This is a genomic window from Filimonas effusa (genome assembly GCF_004118675.1).
Classification (GTDB): Bacteria; Bacteroidota; Bacteroidia; order Chitinophagales; family Chitinophagaceae; genus Filimonas; species Filimonas effusa.
The window spans coordinates 2,468,492-2,486,355 of record NZ_SDHZ01000001.1 but is presented as its reverse complement, the minus strand read 5'-3'; the positions used below and the strand labels follow the sequence as shown (position 1 = coordinate 2,486,355).

The following is a 17,864-nucleotide window of genomic DNA, read 5'->3' as shown; positions in this document are numbered from 1 at the left end:
TGAAGGAGGTTGTAGCATACGTTGCTGCAACCTCTTATTTTTATTTATGAGCCGGCGGCTCTACCTTTATTTCTGATAATGATTTTTTAACCTAAATATCTCCCCCGGATGTTCTTTCGCCCATTGTTACACAGTAGTATTTGCCGGAGGCCCGGCCTGCTCTTTTACCTGGATAAAATTGGTTTACACATGACTTTAAAAGCTGTTGTGTGCGCAGTTGTCACCAGTTCTCTTTTATTTGCTGCAAATATGGCGCATGGCCAGCGCGATTCTTTGCAACATATTACTGAAGGTCGCAAGAACAGCGCTGCGGCTCAGCAGCAGCCTTATGTGATCCTGATTTCTGCTGATGGTTTCCGTTATGATTATGCTGAGAAATACAACGCACAGCACCTGATTGCCCTGGGTGAAAAAGGGGTAAGGGCATCGTCTATGATCCCTTCTTATCCGAGTGTTACTTTTTCAAACCATTATACATTAGTAACGGGACTTTATCCCTCGCACCACGGGCTGGTGAGTAATTATTACTATGATCGTGCAAGGAACACCAGCTATGCCATGCATGATAAAGTTAAGGTGAGAGATGGCAGCTGGTATGGCGGCACCCCGCTTTGGGTGCTGGCCGAGCAACAGCAAACACTTAGCGCTTCTATGTTCTGGGTTGGTTCTGAAGCGGCTATTCAGGACACACGTCCTACCTATTATTATGATTACAACGAAGGCATACCTGTGAACAGGCGTATCGGGATTGTAAAGGAATGGTTGTCGCTACCTGAAGACAGGAGGCCGCATTTTATCACCTTTTATGTTTCCGAGCCTGATCATGCCGGTCATCATTATGGTCCTGATGCTGAAGAAACGAGGCATGCTGTTCTTTCTGTGGACTCCATCGTTTATAATTTAACCCAGGCTGTGGCGTCTACTGGTTTGCCTGTAAACTTCATTTTTGTTGCGGACCATGGTATGACTGCGGTTAACAGGGAGCAGCCTTTAAAGCTGCCGGAGGGTATTGATACCAGCAAGTTTATGGTGTCCTCTTCCGGCACTACGTTGATGTTATATGGTAAGAGCAAAACGGATATCCGCCGGCTTTACAAGGCGCTGAAAAAGGCTGATAAGCCCGAAAATCACTATAAAATTTATCGTAAACAGGATATGCCAGCGCACCTGCATTATGGTGAAAAAGATGACAGATTTGACAGGATAGGCGATATCCTGTTGTTACCGGAATGGCCTTATGTTTTTGCGAACAAAAAGCCTAATCCCGGTTATCATGGATTTGATCCTACCGTGGTGAAGGATATGCATGCTATTTTCATGGCCTGGGGACCTGCGTTTAAGCAACATCTTAAGATCCCTTCTTTTGAGAATGTAAATGTTTACCCACTGGTAGCGCAGATCCTGGATCTTAAGATCACCAGCCCTATAGATGGTTCCATCAAAACCCTTCAGAATGTACTAAATACGGCGCCTTAAGCTGCTGTTAACGTAAATAAAAAAGCGCCGTCAGGCGCTTTTTTATTATTTACCACTTTTCTCTCCCACCTTGTCGGCTTTTGTCTGGCGTTTATTGTGTGTAACGTCGTCGCCTTTGATATCCCATTCCTCGTTTTTCCGGCTATCTATATCGTCCTTGTTTTCGGGACGGGTATTAATGGAACGTGTATGAACCGGCTTGCTGGTCTGTTTTACTGTTGCATTTTTCATAATGGTACTTTTTAAAAAGAGGGTAAAAAAGTCATGCCATAATGATGGTATTTCAAATACTTTTGCCACGCTTTTCAACGACTGCATTGCCATTTTATTTTAACCATGTAAGCCTTTTGAACCATGCAAAAATTTGATGTAAAAGAACATCCCCACACAAGACAGAACCTGCTGACAGGCGATTGGGTATTGGTGTCACCACATCGTACCAAACGTCCCTGGCAGGGTAAGGTAGAGACTTTACCAGATGACAACCGTCCTTCTTATGATGAAAAATGTTATCTGTGTCCCGGTAATACCCGTGCCGATGGCAGCGTAAACCCCGATTACAAGGATTCTTTCGTATTCACCAATGATTTTTCTGCGCTACTGGCCGATACGCCGGAAGGGACTTATGATGTTGGCGGTTTGTTAAAAGCGAAAAGTGAAGCGGGTATTTGCCGTGTGATCAGCTTTTCGCCCGATCACAGCCTTACTTTACCGCGTTTAACGGTGCCTGCGATCGAAAAAGTGATCGATCTCTGGAAAAAGGAATTTGCGGATCTCGCTTCAAATCCTGCTATCAAATACATCCAGATCTTCGAAAACAAAGGAGAGATCATGGGATGCAGCAACCCGCATCCACACGGACAAATATGGTCACAGGGTTCTTTGCCGCTTGAAATAGCCAAGGAAACCACCCAGCAAAAGAACTGGTTTACAGAAAAAGGCCGCAGCCTGCTGAGCGACTATATAGCTGTTGAACTGCAGGAGAAAGAGCGTATCGTGCTCGAAAAAGAACATTTTGTAGCGCTGGTGCCTTTCTGGGCGGTATGGCCTTATGAGACCATGATCGTGAGCAAGAGGCATGTACAAACCATTGTACAGTTCACCGATGCGGAAAAAACGGCGTTCGCTGAAATCCTGAAGAAGCTGACTGCCAAATACGATAACCTGTTCGAGATCTCCTTCCCTTATTCTGCCGGTATGCACCAGGCGCCTGTGAACGATGGTGATCATGCAGAATGGCATTGGCATATGCACTTTTTCCCGCCGTTACTGCGTTCTGCTACCGTGAAGAAGTTTATGGTGGGGTACGAAATGCTGGCCAATCCGCAGCGTGATGTAACGCCGGAGTGGGCTGCAGAGCGTTTGCGCAGTATGAGCGAGGTGCATTACAAAGAACAATAAGTGTTAAGTGTACAGGTTACCTAACGTTTGTGTATATTTGCGCTAAACCCAACATAGAATAATGCAAGTAAAGAAAGCCAGTGAGAGTTTTACGATCATGAACGAACTGGTATTGCCCAATGACACGAATATTTTCGGTAACCTTATGGGCGGACGTCTGATGTATTGGATGGATATTGCTGCGGCTATTGCAGCAGGCAAACATTGCAATGCACCGTGTATGACAGCCAGCGTTGATAACCTGAGTTTTAAAACTCCTATCAAAATTGGCAATACCGTTCATATCGAGGCCAAGATAACGAGGGCTTTCAACACTTCTATGGAAATTCATCTGAAGGTATGGGGTGAAGATCATTTGCACCAGTATAGTTATGAAAGTAATGAGGCGTACTATACGTTTGTAGCACTTGATCCCAACAGCAATCCCCGCCAGGTACCACGTGTGGAGCCTGAAACGGAAGAAGAGAAACGGTTGTTTGAAGGTGCGTTGCGCCGCAGGCAATTAAGGCTTGTTCTTGCCGGTAAGATGAAACCAGGAGAAGCCAGCGAGTTGAAGGCTTATTTTACAGAGAATTAGCGTAGATGACAGAAGACCTGACTCAAGCAGGAGACCTCACTTAATATGATATTTAAATGGCCGGCGTTATACTTTAGCGCTGGCCATTTGTTTTAAGCGATGGTGACGGCCTTTGAGCATATAGGTTTTGCTCTGTTCTATGGCGTCCATTACCTGTTCCAATATCACTTCTACAGGTTGTTCGTAATCTATTGTCATAGGTGGTTTAATCCTTACTGTAAGCAGGGCCCCCTTCTTTTTAAAGACCAACCCTTTTTTAGTGAAAGCGCGCCAGAAACCATTGATCACTACAGGAACTACAATGGGGCGGTTACGTTTTATGATATGAGCTGTGCCTTTACGTCCGGGTGCAAAAGGCTTGGTGGTGCCCTGTGGGAAAGTTATTACCCAGCTATCCTGTAAAGCGCGTTCTATTTTTCTTGTATCGGAAGGATCGAGGCCACGTCTTGTTTCGCTGCCTTCCCTGCGCCAGGTACGTTTTACGGTTAATGCGCCCGCAAGCTTGAACAAACGGCTTACGAAGCTGCCGTTCATTGTTTCTTCGGCCGCTACATAATATACATTGGTGAAAGGATTCAGCAGATAATAAGGGATACCAAGGCGGTTCTTCTTACGCCATTTTACGGCACAGAAGATATGCAGAAAGGTGATCACGTCTGCGAAATAGGTCTGGTGATTGCTTACAAACAGTACATTTTTCCTGGGAAGATGTGCTATATGCTCCGTACCCTCTATTTTTAACCGGTTTACCCATACAAGCCCGGGATATGAAATTGCTCCAACAACACCATAAACAAAGGCCCGTACCAGCCGCACCTTCTTCAATTTTTCTGACATCTGCTTCATGAATGACTGTTTATATCAGACCTTAAAGGTTGCAAAATACGCATTGTCAATAAATTGTTAAGGTAATGAACCATAAATTTTGTGGTTATGTAATTGTAATCTTTGCATCATCCTACTAAAAACATACTTTATGAAGCAGATTATGATGACCTTATTAGCCGCTATAACCTTTTTAGCTGCTACAGCGCAAGAACCTACGATTAAGCAGAAAACTATATCTGTTACAGGCACAGCCGAGTCCGAAATAGTTCCTGATGAAATTTATGTACAGGTGACCTTAAAAGAGTATGACAAAAAAGCTAATACAAAGGTTGACATTGAAAAGATTAAAAATGACTTCCTGAATGCCTGCAAGGCCATTGGTCTTACCGAGAAAGACATCAGTGTTCAAAGCTATTCCGGCTATGATGGCAATGCGTGGATCACCAAAAAGAAAAAGAAAGATCCCGATTTGAAAGCAAGCATCACTTATTCCATTAAGCTATCTACTACAGCTAAAATGGATGAGCTGGTTGAAAAGCTGGATGATGAAGCCACACAAAGCTTTAATATTTCCCGTGTTTCTCACAGTAAATTAACTGAGTACAAGAAACAGCTGAAGATACAGGCGATTAAATCGGCTAAAGAAAAAGCGGTATATCTGGCCGGCGCCATAGACGAGCAGGTAGCAGGTGCACTTACCATCAATGATATGAATGAAGGTTCCGATGTGGTATATCCGCAGGCGCGTATGTATGCGAATGCAATGATGGATGAGGTTGCTGCTGCTCCCATGAACGTTGATTTCAAGAAGATCAAGCTGCAGTTCAGCGTGATGGTTACGTTTTTACTGAAGTAAGTACACTGAGGTAAATCCTGTTATCTTTGCGCCCATAATAAAACCACACACCTACAATTCAGCATTATGGGCAAACGTTTACTGGACACAGTTATTTTTGATATGGATGGCTTATTGATAGACAGTGAGCCGTTATGGGCCGAGGCAGCAGATGAACTGTTCAGTAAATACGGGTTTAAATTATCTCATGAACAATATGCCACCACTACCGGACTCCGCACCAGGGAGTTTGTGCAGTGGTGGTTTCGTTTTCATAATATCCCTGAATCGGAAGATCCCAAGGGAGAGCAGGAGATCATTCAGCTGGTATCCGATAAAGTTGCTGCCAAAGGCAAAATCATGCCTGGTGTGGGCTATATCTTCGATTTCTTTGCCCAGCACGAATTTAAGATAGGACTGGCATCTTCTTCGCCGCAGGGATTGATAGAACTGGTGGTGGATATCTGCGGCATCCGCAATTTTCTTAATGCCACCGCTTCGGCGGGTCAACTGGCTTACGGTAAACCACATCCGCAGGTGTATCTCGATTGTGCCGCCAAATTGGATGTAGCGCCTACCAGCTGTATTGCTTTTGAAGACTCGTTCAATGGCATGATCGCCGCCAAAGCTGCGCGTATGAAATGCGTAGTGGTGCCACACCATTCGCAGTTAAAGGAGGAGCGTTGGGGCGCAGCAGACCTTAAGCTTTCTTCGCTTCAGAACTTTGGGCAGCTGCACCTGGATATAATTGGGTAGAGAAATAACAACCCTGAATATGATGACACGAAACCTGGTTTTCTTCGCCTTTTTATGGAGTATACTTAACTGTAGCTGTGGTCAAAAGAAAGGTGCTACAGACAATACTGCTGCTACTCATGGAAAGAATTCGATCGATACTGATTTAGCTTTTGCAGATAGCTTGGCTGGTATTGCGTTGCCAACTGGTTCGCAAGACACCATAGGGCCAGCTATATCAACCATTGATATTTTCTTAAAGGCGGTGACAAAGGAGGAAAAACAATATGCCCAAAATGGTTTGATTGGGGGAATCAGTATTGATAAACCCGAGCAATCACTTCCTAACCTGGTTAATCCCAATGAAATGATACTTCCTTATGCAAAGGTTGTGGTTGTTGCTGATTATCCGTTGAACCGGCCGGCGAATTTTGAACTTACTACTAAGAAGGGTGGGTTTTCAAGAAAGGAAATGATTGAGCATGTCAGCAGCATTTACCATTCGATTTACCGGAAGGAGGAGGCTTCAGCCAAAACCAAAACGGTTCCTGCAGAAAAAAGGGAGGGGCTTATTAACCGGAATGAAACAGATGGCGAATATGGGATTTGGGGCCATGATATCTCCGACCTTTATTTATCTTATATAGAAGTACACCGGAGTTCCGCAGGTGTGATTTATCTTATCCTTGGCATTGATTCTTAATTGCCCACGATTTCATTTTGCTAAGAAAATTCGGCTTTTGCTAAAAAAAAGGGCGGTTTCGGCAAGTACGCCTCAAAGCTTCCTTAAAGCTTCTTTAAAGCTTCTCAAGAGCTTCTTTAAAAAGCCGCATTTTTTTAGCATTGGCCCTAAAATAACAATAGCCCCGGTTTTGCGGGGCTATTGTTATTTTCCAGATATCAGGGAGCACTTATGATCCTTACCTATGATTTACTTAACGTGCATCCGGTAACTGCCTGTAATGCTGTTTATGCATCTAATTTTTTGAAGATGCTGGTGGCTATGTGCCCGCCGAAACCGAACGTGTTGCTCATGGCAACGTTTACGGTTTTCTTCTGGGCTTGACCCAGGGTGAGGTTGAATTTCTCTGCAAAAGCCGGTTCCGGTTCTTTTGTATTGATGGTTGGCGGGATAATTCCTTCCTGGATGGCTTTGATACAAGCGATGGCTTCAATGGCGCCGGCAGCACCCAGCAGGTGGCCGGTCATTGATTTGGTAGCGCTGACGTTCAGGCTTGTATTGGCGCCAAACATTCTTTCCGCTGCTTTCAGTTCGCTGTTATCGCCTGTAGGCGTAGAGGTGGCGTGTGCATTCAGGTAGTCGACATCGGATGCCTGCAAACCTGCGTCTTCAAGGGCGGCCTGCATACCCAGGTAAGCGCCGTCGCCATCGGGATGTGTGCCGGTCAGGTGGTAGGCATCGCCGGCCATACCGCCGCCGGCTACTTCGGCGAGGATAGGAGCGCCACGTTTGATGGCATGCTCATAACTTTCGAGAATGAGGGTGCCGGAGCCTTCGCCCATAACGAAACCATCGCGGTTCACGTCGAAAGGACGGGAAGCCTCGAGGTAGTTATCGTTATTGGTAGACAATGCTTTAGCTGCGTTGAAGCCGCCGATGCCACTTTCATTGATAGGTGCTTCGGAACCGCCGGTGATGATCATGTCGGCTTTACCCCAACGGATATAGTTGAAGGCGTCGATGATAGCGGTATTGGAGGTAGCACAAGCCGATACGGTTGTAAAATTTACCCCGCGCAGGCCGTGTTTAATGGAAATGATACCTGAAGCGATATCCACGATCATTTTAGGAATGAAGAAAGGGTTGAAACGGGGAGTGCCGTCTCCTTTCGCAAATTCCATTACCTGGTCCTGGAAGGTATTGATGCCGCCGTTCCCGGAGCCCCAGATAACGCCGATACGGTCTTTATTCAGCGTTGAAAAGTCGATATTGGCGTTTTTGATCGCTTCTTCAGTAGAAATCAGGGCATACTGTGTAAACAGATCATAGCGCCTGGCTTCTGCTTTTTCGATATGGTTAAGCGGGTCGAAATTTTTCAACTCGCAGGCGAACCTGGTTTTAAATTTGGAAGCGTCGAAACGTGTGATGGGCGCTGCGCCGCTTTTTCCAGCTATTAATCCTGCCCAGAAGTCATTCACGTTATTTCCTAAGGGCGTCAATGCGCCGATCCCCGTAACTACAACTCGTCTCATATATGGTTTACTACACTTTGTTTATTCGCCGGCAAAAATAAGGGCTAAAACGGTAGGAAAACAAATACGGATTCACCACTGAAAATAGGTGTCGGATGGAGCGCCTGCGCACCAATTGTCCACAATCGGCAACTGAAAACCCGTTTTTTTGCCTTTTTCGCTTATGTTCGCAGTTGCTAAAATGGGTAATTGTGAGATTAAAACAATTAGAAATTAAAGGTTTCAAGAGTTTTGCCGATAAAACTGTCGTGAACTTTGATGAAGGTATTACCGGAATCATTGGTCCCAATGGCTGTGGGAAAAGCAATATTATCGACTCTATCCGCTGGGTGATAGGGGAGCAGAAGATCTCGGCCCTGCGAAGCGAGAACCTGGAGGCGCTGGTGTTTAACGGAAGTAAAACACGCAGTCCCAGCGGGCTTGCGGAGGTAAGCCTCACTTTCGAGAACACCAAGAACCTGCTGCCTACGGAGTTCAGTACCGTTACCATTACGCGCCGTTTCTATAAAAACGGGGACAGCGAATACCGCCTGAATGATGTGGCCTGTCGTATGAAAGACATCCACAACCTGTTCATGGATACCGGGGTTAGCACGGACAGCTATGCCATCATTGAGCTGGGCATGGTTGACGATATTATCAAGGACAAGGAAAACAGCCGCCGGCGTATGCTGGAACAAGCGGCTGGTATCACCATTTATAAAACCCGTAAAAAGGAAGCGAAATCTAAACTCGATGCTACGGAGCAGGATCTGAACCGTATCGAGGACTTGTTATTCGAGATCAACAACCAGTTGAAGACGCTTGAAAACCAGGCTAAAAAGGCGGAGAAGTATTACGAGATCAAAAAAGAATACAAGGAGATTGCCGTAGAGCTGGCCAAGGCCTCTCTCGAAGGGTTTAACATCACTTACAAGGAACTCAACGAACAGCACGATACGGAAACCGATAAAAAGCTCCGTCTCGAAGCTGAGATAGCGACTGAAGACGCCGCTATAGAGCAGGAGAAGGTTGGTTTCATTGAAAAAGAACGCGCTTTACAAGCCAAACAATACGAATTCAACGAGTTACAGCAGCAGGTGCGGACCAAGGAAAATGAAAAGAACCTGGCTACCCAAAAGCTGCAATACCTCCGTGAAAAAGAAAACAGCCTGAGAGATTTTCTGCAGAAAGCAGAGGGACAGGTTAAAAATATTGAAGACTCCATCCAGTACACCCAGATCCAGGTGGGAGAAGAGCAGTCGCGTCTTGCCGATTTACAGGACAAGGTAGAAACGGCTAAGATGGATATTGAAGACAAACGCCGCCTGTTCGATGAAAAACGCAGCGGTGTAGATGCTTTACGGGCGCAATACCAGCAGATCCAGCGTAACCAGTTTGAAGCGGAGAAAAAGGTGGCGGTAGCGGATACCTCTATCCAGAACTTACAGCGTTCTTTCGCGCAACTGAACGAAGAACAGCAAAACCGCGATCTGCAGGTACAACAGCTGGAGCGTGAGCTGCAGGAAAAAGAAGAGGTGCTGGAAGGCAAACGTATCGATTTGCAGCAATTACAGGAGCACCAGGAGCGTACCAAGGAGCAGATCTTAACTGCCCAGTCGCAGATGGAGGCGTTGCGCAACAGTCTTGCGGAAGAAACCCGTACGCTCGATAAAAAGCGTAATGAGCACGACCTGCTGAAGAGTTTGATCGACAGCATGGAAGGTTATCCCGAGAGTGTTAAATTCCTGCATAACAATAAGGAGTGGAATCATACCGCGCCTATTTTATCCGATATCATTTATGTAAAGGAGGAGTTCCGTGCCGCTGTAGAAAACGTGCTGGAGCCTTACCTGAACTATTACGTGGTGAATAACCTGGAAGAAGGGCTTCAGGCGGTTCACCTGCTGGACGCCCATAAAAAGGGTAAGGCCAATTTCTTCATGCTCGACCAGTTCCGCGGTATTAAAGTGGAAGGCGCTGCTCCCGCCCATAGCTTCAGTGCTATGGATGTAATTGAAGTAGATGCGCAGTACCGCCAGCTTGCCGAATACCTGCTGGGCAATGTTTACATCGCGGAGAGCGAGGAAGCGCTGAGCAACAGCAACGGCGCCGTAGTGCTGGAGAAAACCGGCAAATACGTTAAAGGGAAATACACCCTTACCGGTGGTAGTGTTGGTCTTTTCGAGGGTAAGAAGATAGGCCGCGCCAAGAACCTCGAAAAATTACACGAAGAAATTGTTGCACAGGATGCTGTGGTAAACAAGCTGAAAGCCGATATCCAGGCCCTGCACAACCAGGTAATTGCCTTTAATGAACAGCTGAAAGAAAGTGCGATCCGCCAAACGGAATCGGAGATCAACCAACTGACCAACCAGCTTTTTGCCACCCGCAATAAGATAGAAAACCTGCAGGCTGCCCGTCAGCAGGCGCAACAGCGCCTCGAGGATACCGATCTGCGTATGCAGGACGAGCAGGATGCTATTGCCGATACGCGGGAGGTGCTGCAATCGTTGAATGATCAGCTCCAGGAGACCAGCGAATCGCTGAAGATGGTGGAACAGGATTATTACCAGGCCGAGCAGGAGTACAATTTTGCTTCGGCACAATTCAACGAAAGTAATCTGCAGCTTACGCGCCAGCAAAGTAAGATCGGTGCGCTGAAGCAGGAGCTGGTATTTAAAGAAAACCAACTGAAAGAACTGCACGACCAGGTAGCCAGCAACACCCACCAGCTGGCAGAGGCTTCTGAAAGCATTGCGGAAGGCCAGAAAGCGCTTGTTGGCTCCGAAGAGATGCTGCTGGAAATGATGCGTAAAAAAGAAGAAGAGGAAAGAAAACTGAACGAAGCCGACCAAACCTATTATAACCTTCGTAACGCATTGCAGGAAAAGGAAAGCGAGCTTAGGATGAAGATCAAGAGCCGCGAAATGATCGATCACCTGCTAAGCGAAGTAAAGGATAAGCTCAACGAACTTAAGTTACAGCTTTCCGGCATGAAGGAAAGGCTGAATGTAGAGTTCCGTATCGATCTTGACGATATTATCGACCAGCCGCGTACGACGGATGTTCCGCTGGAAGACTTGCAGGCTACCTCCGACCGTATGAAAAAGCGGATGGAAAATATGGGTGAGGTGAACCCTACGGCCATTGAAGCTTACCAGGAGATGAAGAAACGTTATGAATTCATCCTGGAGCAGAAGAATGACCTGGTTTCCGCCAAAGACAGTCTTTTACAAACCATCCAGGAGGTAGAGGCTACGGCCAACCAGCAGTTCCTGGATACATTCAACCAGGTGCGTGAGAACTTCCAGAAGGTATTTAAGGCGCTGTTCACGGAAGAAGATACGGCGGATATGGTGCTTATAAACCCTGAGAACCTGGCTGAAACGGGTATCGATATCATTGCGAAGCCCAAGGGAAAACGGCCTTCTTCCATCACCCAGCTGAGCGGTGGTGAGAAAACGCTGACGGCTACTGCCCTGTTGTTTGCGATCTACCTGATCAAGCCTGCGCCGTTCTGTATCCTCGATGAGGTGGATGCGCCGCTTGACGACGCCAACGTGGGTAAATTCACGCAAATGATCCAGCGATTCAGTGAAAATTCCCAGTTCATTATTGTAACGCACAACAAAACTACCATGAGTGCTGTGGATGTTATCTATGGGGTAACGATGCAGGAGCCCGGGGTAAGTAAACTGGTGCCGGTTGACTTCAGAAGTTTGAGTAACTAAGTACAGCCGGGTGCGCAGCATGTGATCCCCGATTAAAACAACGACCCTGAAAGCTGTAAATCTGATTTGTGTATAAAATTGTAGCTGTCCTTTATTTTGTGTGTTTTGGTCTTTATGTGCTGTTTTCGAGGCAGCCGGACTATTTCGACGGAGTGCTGAGTCCGGCGACCATTCATTTTACAAAAGACAGTGTCGATAATACCATTCCTGTGGCGGTTTTTACGGTTGGAAAAGACAGGTATGAGGTTGCTGCGCATTACCCGGGAAGGCAATGGAAGGAGGGGCAGCGTACACGTGTGATCTATGAAGAAGCCTCTCCGCAGAAAGCACAGGTTTACAGGTGGTGGGGGTATTGGATCACCTGGGGTGAGGCGCTTGGCTCGGTGTTAATGCTGTTGGCCCTGTTCCAGATTGCCGTTCAGGTTACCAGCAATCCTACCCCCGAAGCGCTTGCCGAAGAACAACAAATGCTTATCCCACAGCGAAAAAGAAAATACAAGGATTAAATTTGCACCGTAAACGTGGCGTTTAAGTATTGAAAAAATATACATTTGTTGCACTCTACAAATTTCAACGACGGAATAATGGACAAGGATACGAATGTAAGCTTCAGTGTGCTTTTCGATCATGCCTCTATGGGCATACTGGTGGCTAATGAGCAAGGTTTGATCGTTATGGTCAACCCTTTCCTCCTGAAACAATTCGGGTACACGCAGGAAGAACTGGTAGGTCAGCCTATCGAGAAACTGATCCCTGCCCGTTTTCATCATCGGCATAAGGATCATGTTCAGCATTACAATGAGCATCCCAAAAGCCGGCCCATGGGGTTGGGAATGGATCTTTTCGGCATTAAAAAGAATGGGGAAGAGTTTTCTGTAGAGGTGAGTCTTGGTAATCATGAAACCGAAAACGGCCGTTTTGTCATTGCATTCCTGAGTGATATTTCGAAACGCAAGGAGGCGGAGCAGGCGCTGAAGCGACTGAATGAGCAACTGGAAGAGAAAATTGCGGAGCGTACACAGTCGCTCACCGGTACGGTAGAGCAGCTGGCCCAGGCTGAAACCGACCTGCGGATGGCTTTGGAGAAGGAGAAAGAGCTGAGTGAGCTGAAATCGCGTTTTGTATCGCTTGCTTCGCATGAGTTCCGGACGCCGCTGAGCACGGTATTGTCTTCTGCCTATCTTATTTCGAAGTATGTGGAGGCTGTTGACCATCATAAAAGGGAGAAACACGTTTCACGTATTGTTTCTTCCGTTAATATGCTTACCGATATATTGAATGATTTTCTTTCTGTGGGAAGAATTGAAGAGGGTAAGATCCAGGTGCGTTATACCTCTTTCGACGTACCGCAGCATATACAGCATATTATACCCGAGATGAACGGTTTGCTCAAGAAAGAGCAAAAGATCGTTTACAATCATGAAGGCGAATTACTGGTAACGCTCGATGCGAGCTTACTGAAACATATTGTCATGAACCTGCTGTCGAATGCGATCAAGTTTTCGCCGGAAAAAGCGGAGATCTATCTTACCAGCAGGAAGACCGACGACACGTTAACCATTACATGTAAAGACCAGGGGCTGGGTATATCGAAAGAGGACCAGCAGCACCTGTTCGAACGTTTTTTCAGGGGAGCCAATGTCACCAATATACAGGGTACGGGGCTGGGGCTGCATATCATTGCCAAATATGCTGAACTTATGAATGGTACCGTGAGCTGTCACAGTGAATTAAATCAGGGTACTACCTTTGAAGTTGTTTTCCAAATTCAAAATCCGCAATAACTTTACAGATATGCAGAAGATCTTACTTATCGAAGACAATACGGAAATCAGGGAGAATATGACGGAGATCCTGGAGCTCGCAGGATACGAGGTGGTAGCGGCTGCAGATGGAAAAGAGGGGGTGGCGCTGGCGCAACAGCACAAGCCTGATCTTATCATTTGCGATATTATGATGCCGGTACTTGACGGTTATGGCGTGCTGCACATGCTGCAACGTAATAATGCGCTTCAGAACATTCCTTTTATATTCCTTACTGCAAAATCGGAACGTTCTGAGATAAGAAAGGGGATGGAAATGGGGGCTGATGATTATATCACCAAACCTTTTGAGGGGGCGGAGCTGCTCAGTGCTATTGAAAGCCGTTTGCGTAAGGCGAGCCTGTTAAGGCAGGAATTTGCGAAAGATATTTCCGGTGTTGACGAGCTGATCAATATTTCGTCGGGTAAAGATTACCTGGAAGCTTTGAAGGAAGACCGCAGCACCGATAAGTTCAGGAAAAAGCAACTCATTTATGCCGAGGGGAACCATCCTTCGCGTTTATACTATATTATCAAGGGGAAAGTAAAGTGTTACAAGCGGAACGACGACGGTAAAGAGTTGATAACCAACCTATATGCCGAAGGTGATTTTCTTGGATACATGGCTTTACTGGAGGGCAGGACTTATCGTGAGAATGCCGAAGCGCTTGAAGAAACGGAGCTGGCTATGATACCCCGTTCCGAATTTGAGCAGTTACTTGGCTCAAATCCGGTGGTGATGAAGAAATTTATTGGCATTCTGGCTAAGAATATCAATGAAAAAGAGGACCAGTTATTAAATATCGCCTACAATTCTCTTCGTAAAAAAGTGGCAGACACGCTTGTCGCCCTTTATAAAAAATACAATCCTACTAAAAACAGCGCCTTTACCATCGATTTTTCCCGCGAGAACCTTGCGGCCATTGCGGGTGTTGCCAAGGAGTCACTGATCAGGACTTTGAGTGAGTTTAAGGAAGAAGGGATGATCAGTATTCAGGGTAGTCAAATCCAGGTGTTGAATTATACCAAGCTCGAAAACATGCTGAACTAGGAGCCGGTGGCACGGACATCTTGTTTCTCTGATAAATAGGTTTCAAAGGCAGCTTTCATTCCGCTGAATTCGGAGATGATGCGCTGCATATCTTTTTCCAGGGTAAAGAAACGGCTTAACCAGGGTGCACTATCGTCCTGTGCATCGATATGCTCTTCGAGGAGGCTGGTGATATCGTGGCGTAACAGTCTGATCAACTGGTCTTTATCTATGAATTTCTGGTGATAGTATTCTGCTGTTTCTATGAAATTCCGGCTTACATCCTGCTTGAGCGCATGTACCAGCCTATTCTTAAGCAATATATTCACCTGCCTTAGTTCATCCAATATGACAAGCCACTGCTTGGCTTCTATCGGAGCTGGTTCTTTATTGTTTATGCGGTTTGTCATCCTGAGTAATCTTCAAATGTAAAGCGGCCCTATCTGCAAGAATCTGCTTAAAATCATTACAAATAGTGACTATAATCATTGTTTATGTGTGTTTTCTTACATCCTTTCTACAGTTGGCTGTGGTAGCAGGATGAGATCAAAAACTTACACAAAAGTAGTGGAGGCAATTGCCTTTATAAATGATTACCATCATTCCTTATACTGATGTGTGTTATAATCAGGCAGATATTGATCATTGCCTAACGTTTGATTGCTTTGTTTCTTTGTGCTCTAAATGACAGAAATATGAATATTCGCCACCTGAACAGTACGCACAACGACTGGGTTCGTGCGCTACAGTTTTACAAAGAAGAGATCCTGATACTACGGCAAAGGCTCAACGAAGTGGCTTCTAAGAATGCTGCCCAGGAAGTTTTGGCTGAAGTAGAACATTACGAAAACCAGTTTAGCCTTCATACGGAGGTAATAGAAAATCTTTTAAACGACATAAAGGCGAATATCGCCGCTACGCGTAAAGAGTTAGCAAAGCGTAGTGGATTTGACAGCGATGATCACTTGCCTGTTAAAATGGATCAGCTGGAGCAACAATATATAGTTGAAGAAAAATTAGTCCTTGAATTAAGGCAGCCGTTCAGCCGTTTTTGTGCGGAATGGATGTAAGTCCCTTATGACAGTTATCACGTATTTAAGTGATAAGCGTCATTCTTTAACTCTAATTTCTCATATTATTTTTGCATTAGTAAATGAGCTTTTTATCAATAACAAAAATTTTTATATGACACACTGTTTCACACCCCTCAAAAAAATCCTTTTGCTTGCAGGTATTCAATTGATCACACTTGCGGCGATGGCACAAGTAAAATATCAGTCTAAAGACAATCTTAATTTAACTGTTGCCGGTACTTCTACCATGCACGACTGGACCATGAAATCGAGCAAAGGTGATGTTTCTGCTACATTCGTAGTGGCCGCCAACGGACAGATCACTGATCTTTCTGCTTTAACTTTCACTACGCCTGCTGAAGCGCTGAAAAGTGAGAAAAGCGGTATGGACAAAAACGCTTACAAATCCTTAAAAACAAGCAAGGCGCCCAACCTTACCTATACCCTTACTTCCGCTACTATCACCGGTAATGTTATTAAATGCCAGGGTAAACTTACCCTTGCCGGTTTCACCAAGGAAACTGACCTGGTAGCTACATTGAAAGCGAATGCCGACGGTACATTAACTGTTACAGGTACCAAAAAGATAAGCATGAAAGATTACCAGATAGATCCTCCCAGCTTTATGATGGGTACTATTAAAACCGGTAACGACATTACCCTGACATTCAGCGTAACCCTGAAGAAATAATTTACAGACCAATAGAATAGACACGTAAACCACACACAATTAAAATTTCTATTATGAAACTGCAAAAGAAAAGCCTCAGCGCTCTGCTGGTGCTCTCTATCGGACTCTTGCCAGCTGCTTTGAACGCCCAGGTGCTGCCTAAAATTGACAACATGCGCAGCTATGGTCAACAAGGTATCAATGTTTTTGAAGATCCTAAAGATACTGTTACTACTCCCTTTGAAGGTATCCGTTTCAGGCTGGGTGCCGGATTTACACAGCAATTCCAGAACCTGAAGCATAAAAACCCCGATGCGTTGAACAACAACGTAGGTCAGTATGTTGCTGACCCCGGTACTACCATCGTTGGTAACAAGCTCAGGCCTATTACTTCAGGTTTCCAGCTGGCGCAGGCCAACCTGTTTATGGATGCGCAGTTAGCTGATGGTATCCGCCTGAATGTGACTTCTTACATGTCAAGTAAGCACCACAATGAATTCTGGGTAAAAGGTGGTTTTATTCAATTTGACAAACTGCCTTTCGAAGGTAAATTCTGGGACGATCTGATGAAGATCGCTACCATTAAAGTGGGTCACTATGAAGTTAACTATGGTGATGCGCACTATCGTCGTTCCGATGGTGGTCAGGCTCTCTGGAACCCCTTCATGGAAAATAATATCATCGATGCGTTTTCTACTGAGATCGGTGGTGAAGTGTTACTCCGTAAAAATGGCCTTTTCGGTATGGTGGCTGTTACCAATGGTTTGCTGAGAGGTGGTGTTGACTCACTGTTTGCTGCGAGCAACCCTGATGGTAAACTGAAAAAACAACCTTCTATCATCCTGAAAGCCGGTTTCGATAAAAAACTGAGCCAGGACCTGAGAGTTCGTGTAAGCGGTTCTTATTATGGCAACCAAAGCAGTGGTGCAAGCACACTGTATTCAGGCGACCGTAGTGGTTCCAACTATCAGAATGTAATGGAGAAAAACATGAACAATGCTTCCGGTACACAAGGTAGTGCGTTCCTGGCTTCAGGCCGTTTGGATCCAGGATTCGGTAAAAAAGTGAATGCCTTTATGTTCAACGGTTTGGTAAAATATCAAGGCCTGGAAGTGTTTGGTACTTATGAAACTGCTGCCGGACGTACTGCTGCTGAAACCAAAGACCGCAACTTCAATCAATATGCAGTTGACGTGATCTACAGGTTCCTGCAAAATGAAAAACTGTTTGTAGGTGGCCGTTACAATGCTGTATCTGCTGAGCTGCGTGGTATTGCCAACAAAGTGAAAGTTGACCGTGTTGCTTTTGCCGGTGGCTGGTTCTTAACTCCCAACGTGCTGCTGAAAGGTGAATATGTAATTCAGAAATACAAAGATTTTCCTCCTGCTGATTACCGTGCGGGTGGTAAATTCAACGGATATGTTATTGAAGCAGTCGTAGGCTTCTAATGTATCTATAGTTCCCATTCTTTCTTATTTTTGTCATGAAGCCAGGATGAAATTTCATCCTG

At 45.6% G+C, this 17,864-nt stretch carries 17 protein-coding genes; 13 read left to right on the top strand and 4 right to left on the bottom strand.

All coding sequences use genetic code 11. The features are described 5' to 3' along the window. Positions 1–189: 189 nt before the first annotated feature. Positions 190–1,476, top strand: a complete 1,287-nt coding sequence (locus ESB13_RS09260) for an alkaline phosphatase family protein (RefSeq protein WP_220399593.1) — start codon at positions 190–192, stop codon at positions 1,474–1,476. A gap of 45 nt (positions 1,477–1,521) precedes the next feature. Here ESB13_RS09260 and ESB13_RS09255 read toward each other — a convergent pair whose 3' ends face one another. After that, a complete protein-coding gene (locus ESB13_RS09255) occupies positions 1,522–1,707 on the bottom strand; it encodes a hypothetical protein (RefSeq protein ID WP_129002701.1) in 186 nt (61 codons plus the stop codon). A 123-nt stretch (positions 1,708–1,830) separates the two neighbouring features. On the opposite strand from ESB13_RS09255, the gene ESB13_RS09250 reads away from it, so the two are divergent. Continuing rightward, positions 1,831–2,877 (top strand): UDP-glucose--hexose-1-phosphate uridylyltransferase, encoded by a 1,047-nt coding sequence (locus ESB13_RS09250; protein WP_129002700.1) that lies wholly within the window; start codon positions 1,831–1,833, stop codon positions 2,875–2,877. 61 nt (positions 2,878–2,938) lie between these two features. Further along, on the top strand, positions 2,939–3,454 hold the full coding sequence (locus tag ESB13_RS09245; RefSeq protein WP_129002699.1) for an acyl-CoA thioesterase: 516 nt from the start codon (positions 2,939–2,941) through the stop codon (positions 3,452–3,454). Between the two features lie 66 nt (positions 3,455–3,520). On the opposite strand, the gene ESB13_RS09240 is transcribed toward ESB13_RS09245, so the two are convergent. Then, positions 3,521–4,300 carry a lysophospholipid acyltransferase family protein gene (locus tag ESB13_RS09240; protein ID WP_129002698.1) on the bottom strand — a complete coding sequence of 260 codons (780 nt, stop codon included), beginning with the start codon at positions 4,298–4,300 and terminating at the stop codon, positions 3,521–3,523. 130 nt (positions 4,301–4,430) lie between these two features. Here ESB13_RS09240 and ESB13_RS09235 point away from each other — a divergent pair, with 130 nt between their 5' ends. From ESB13_RS09235 to ESB13_RS09225, 3 genes are all read left to right on the top strand, one after another. After that, positions 4,431–5,138: an SIMPL domain-containing protein gene (locus ESB13_RS09235; protein ID WP_129002697.1), complete on the top strand. Its 708-nt coding sequence runs from the start codon at positions 4,431–4,433 to the stop codon at positions 5,136–5,138. Between the two features lie 66 nt (positions 5,139–5,204). Continuing rightward, positions 5,205–5,873 carry a hexitol phosphatase HxpB gene (hxpB, locus tag ESB13_RS09230; protein ID WP_129002696.1) on the top strand — a complete coding sequence of 223 codons (669 nt, stop codon included), beginning with the start codon at positions 5,205–5,207 and terminating at the stop codon, positions 5,871–5,873. A 19-nt stretch (positions 5,874–5,892) separates the two neighbouring features. Beyond that, the gene (locus ESB13_RS09225) at positions 5,893–6,555 is read left to right on the top strand and encodes a hypothetical protein (RefSeq protein WP_129002695.1); all 663 of its coding nucleotides are present in this window, start codon (positions 5,893–5,895) and stop codon (positions 6,553–6,555) included. Between the two features lie 266 nt (positions 6,556–6,821). Here ESB13_RS09225 and fabF read toward each other — a convergent pair whose 3' ends face one another. Beyond that, positions 6,822–8,066, bottom strand: coding sequence for a beta-ketoacyl-ACP synthase II (gene fabF, locus ESB13_RS09220; protein ID WP_129002694.1), 1,245 nt, complete (start codon positions 8,064–8,066; stop codon positions 6,822–6,824). A 191-nt stretch (positions 8,067–8,257) separates the two neighbouring features. Here fabF and smc point away from each other — a divergent pair, with 191 nt between their 5' ends. From smc to ESB13_RS09200, 4 genes are all read left to right on the top strand, one after another. Then, a complete protein-coding gene (gene smc / locus ESB13_RS09215) occupies positions 8,258–11,779 on the top strand; it encodes a chromosome segregation protein SMC (RefSeq protein ID WP_164974151.1) in 3,522 nt (1,173 codons plus the stop codon). A 68-nt stretch (positions 11,780–11,847) separates the two neighbouring features. After that, on the top strand, positions 11,848–12,285 hold the full coding sequence (locus ESB13_RS09210; protein WP_129002692.1) for a hypothetical protein: 438 nt from the start codon (positions 11,848–11,850) through the stop codon (positions 12,283–12,285). Between the two features lie 45 nt (positions 12,286–12,330). Next, a complete protein-coding gene (locus ESB13_RS09205; protein WP_246022482.1) occupies positions 12,331–13,563 on the top strand; it encodes a PAS domain-containing sensor histidine kinase in 1,233 nt (410 codons plus the stop codon). A gap of 10 nt (positions 13,564–13,573) precedes the next feature. Beyond that, positions 13,574–14,632 carry a response regulator gene (locus ESB13_RS09200; RefSeq protein WP_129002691.1) on the top strand — a complete coding sequence of 353 codons (1,059 nt, stop codon included), beginning with the start codon at positions 13,574–13,576 and terminating at the stop codon, positions 14,630–14,632. Here the strand turns inward: ESB13_RS09200 and ESB13_RS09195 are convergent. Next, the gene (locus ESB13_RS09195; RefSeq protein WP_129002690.1) at positions 14,629–15,021 is read right to left on the bottom strand and encodes a hypothetical protein; all 393 of its coding nucleotides are present in this window, start codon (positions 15,019–15,021) and stop codon (positions 14,629–14,631) included. The two genes, ESB13_RS09200 and ESB13_RS09195, sit on opposite strands and share 4 nt — an antisense overlap. 285 nt (positions 15,022–15,306) lie before the next feature. On the opposite strand from ESB13_RS09195, the gene ESB13_RS09190 reads away from it, so the two are divergent. The 3 genes from ESB13_RS09190 (at position 15,307) to ESB13_RS09180 (ending at position 17,802) form a co-directional block, all read left to right on the top strand. Continuing rightward, positions 15,307–15,681 carry a hypothetical protein gene (locus ESB13_RS09190; RefSeq protein ID WP_129002689.1) on the top strand — a complete coding sequence of 125 codons (375 nt, stop codon included), beginning with the start codon at positions 15,307–15,309 and terminating at the stop codon, positions 15,679–15,681. Between the two features lie 115 nt (positions 15,682–15,796). Then, positions 15,797–16,375: a YceI family protein gene (locus ESB13_RS09185; protein WP_164974150.1), complete on the top strand. Its 579-nt coding sequence runs from the start codon at positions 15,797–15,799 to the stop codon at positions 16,373–16,375. Positions 16,376–16,428: 53 nt separating this feature from the next. After that, positions 16,429–17,802, top strand: coding sequence for a hypothetical protein (locus ESB13_RS09180; protein ID WP_129002687.1), 1,374 nt, complete (start codon positions 16,429–16,431; stop codon positions 17,800–17,802). Positions 17,803–17,864 lie beyond the last annotated feature (62 nt).

Bases quoted from the DNA above. Each gene is read 5' to 3' on its own strand.
- ESB13_RS09260 (WP_220399593.1), top strand. From the start codon at position 190: ATGACTTTAAAAGCTGTTGTGTGCGCAGTTGTCACCAGTTCTCTTTTA.
- ESB13_RS09255 (WP_129002701.1), bottom strand. From the start codon at position 1,707: ATGAAAAATGCAACAGTAAAACAGACCAGCAAGCCGGTTCATACACGT.
- ESB13_RS09250 (WP_129002700.1), top strand. From the start codon at position 1,831: ATGCAAAAATTTGATGTAAAAGAACATCCCCACACAAGACAGAACCTG.
- ESB13_RS09245 (WP_129002699.1), top strand. From the start codon at position 2,939: ATGCAAGTAAAGAAAGCCAGTGAGAGTTTTACGATCATGAACGAACTG.
- ESB13_RS09240 (WP_129002698.1), bottom strand. From the start codon at position 4,300: ATGAAGCAGATGTCAGAAAAATTGAAGAAGGTGCGGCTGGTACGGGCC.
- ESB13_RS09235 (WP_129002697.1), top strand. From the start codon at position 4,431: ATGAAGCAGATTATGATGACCTTATTAGCCGCTATAACCTTTTTAGCT.
- hxpB (WP_129002696.1), top strand. From the start codon at position 5,205: ATGGGCAAACGTTTACTGGACACAGTTATTTTTGATATGGATGGCTTA.
- ESB13_RS09225 (WP_129002695.1), top strand. From the start codon at position 5,893: ATGATGACACGAAACCTGGTTTTCTTCGCCTTTTTATGGAGTATACTT.
- fabF (WP_129002694.1), bottom strand. From the start codon at position 8,066: ATGAGACGAGTTGTAGTTACGGGGATCGGCGCATTGACGCCCTTAGGA.
- ESB13_RS09200 (WP_129002691.1), top strand. From the start codon at position 13,574: ATGCAGAAGATCTTACTTATCGAAGACAATACGGAAATCAGGGAGAAT.
- ESB13_RS09195 (WP_129002690.1), bottom strand. From the start codon at position 15,021: ATGACAAACCGCATAAACAATAAAGAACCAGCTCCGATAGAAGCCAAG.
- ESB13_RS09190 (WP_129002689.1), top strand. From the start codon at position 15,307: ATGAATATTCGCCACCTGAACAGTACGCACAACGACTGGGTTCGTGCG.
- ESB13_RS09185 (WP_164974150.1), top strand. From the start codon at position 15,797: ATGACACACTGTTTCACACCCCTCAAAAAAATCCTTTTGCTTGCAGGT.
- ESB13_RS09180 (WP_129002687.1), top strand. From the start codon at position 16,429: ATGAAACTGCAAAAGAAAAGCCTCAGCGCTCTGCTGGTGCTCTCTATC.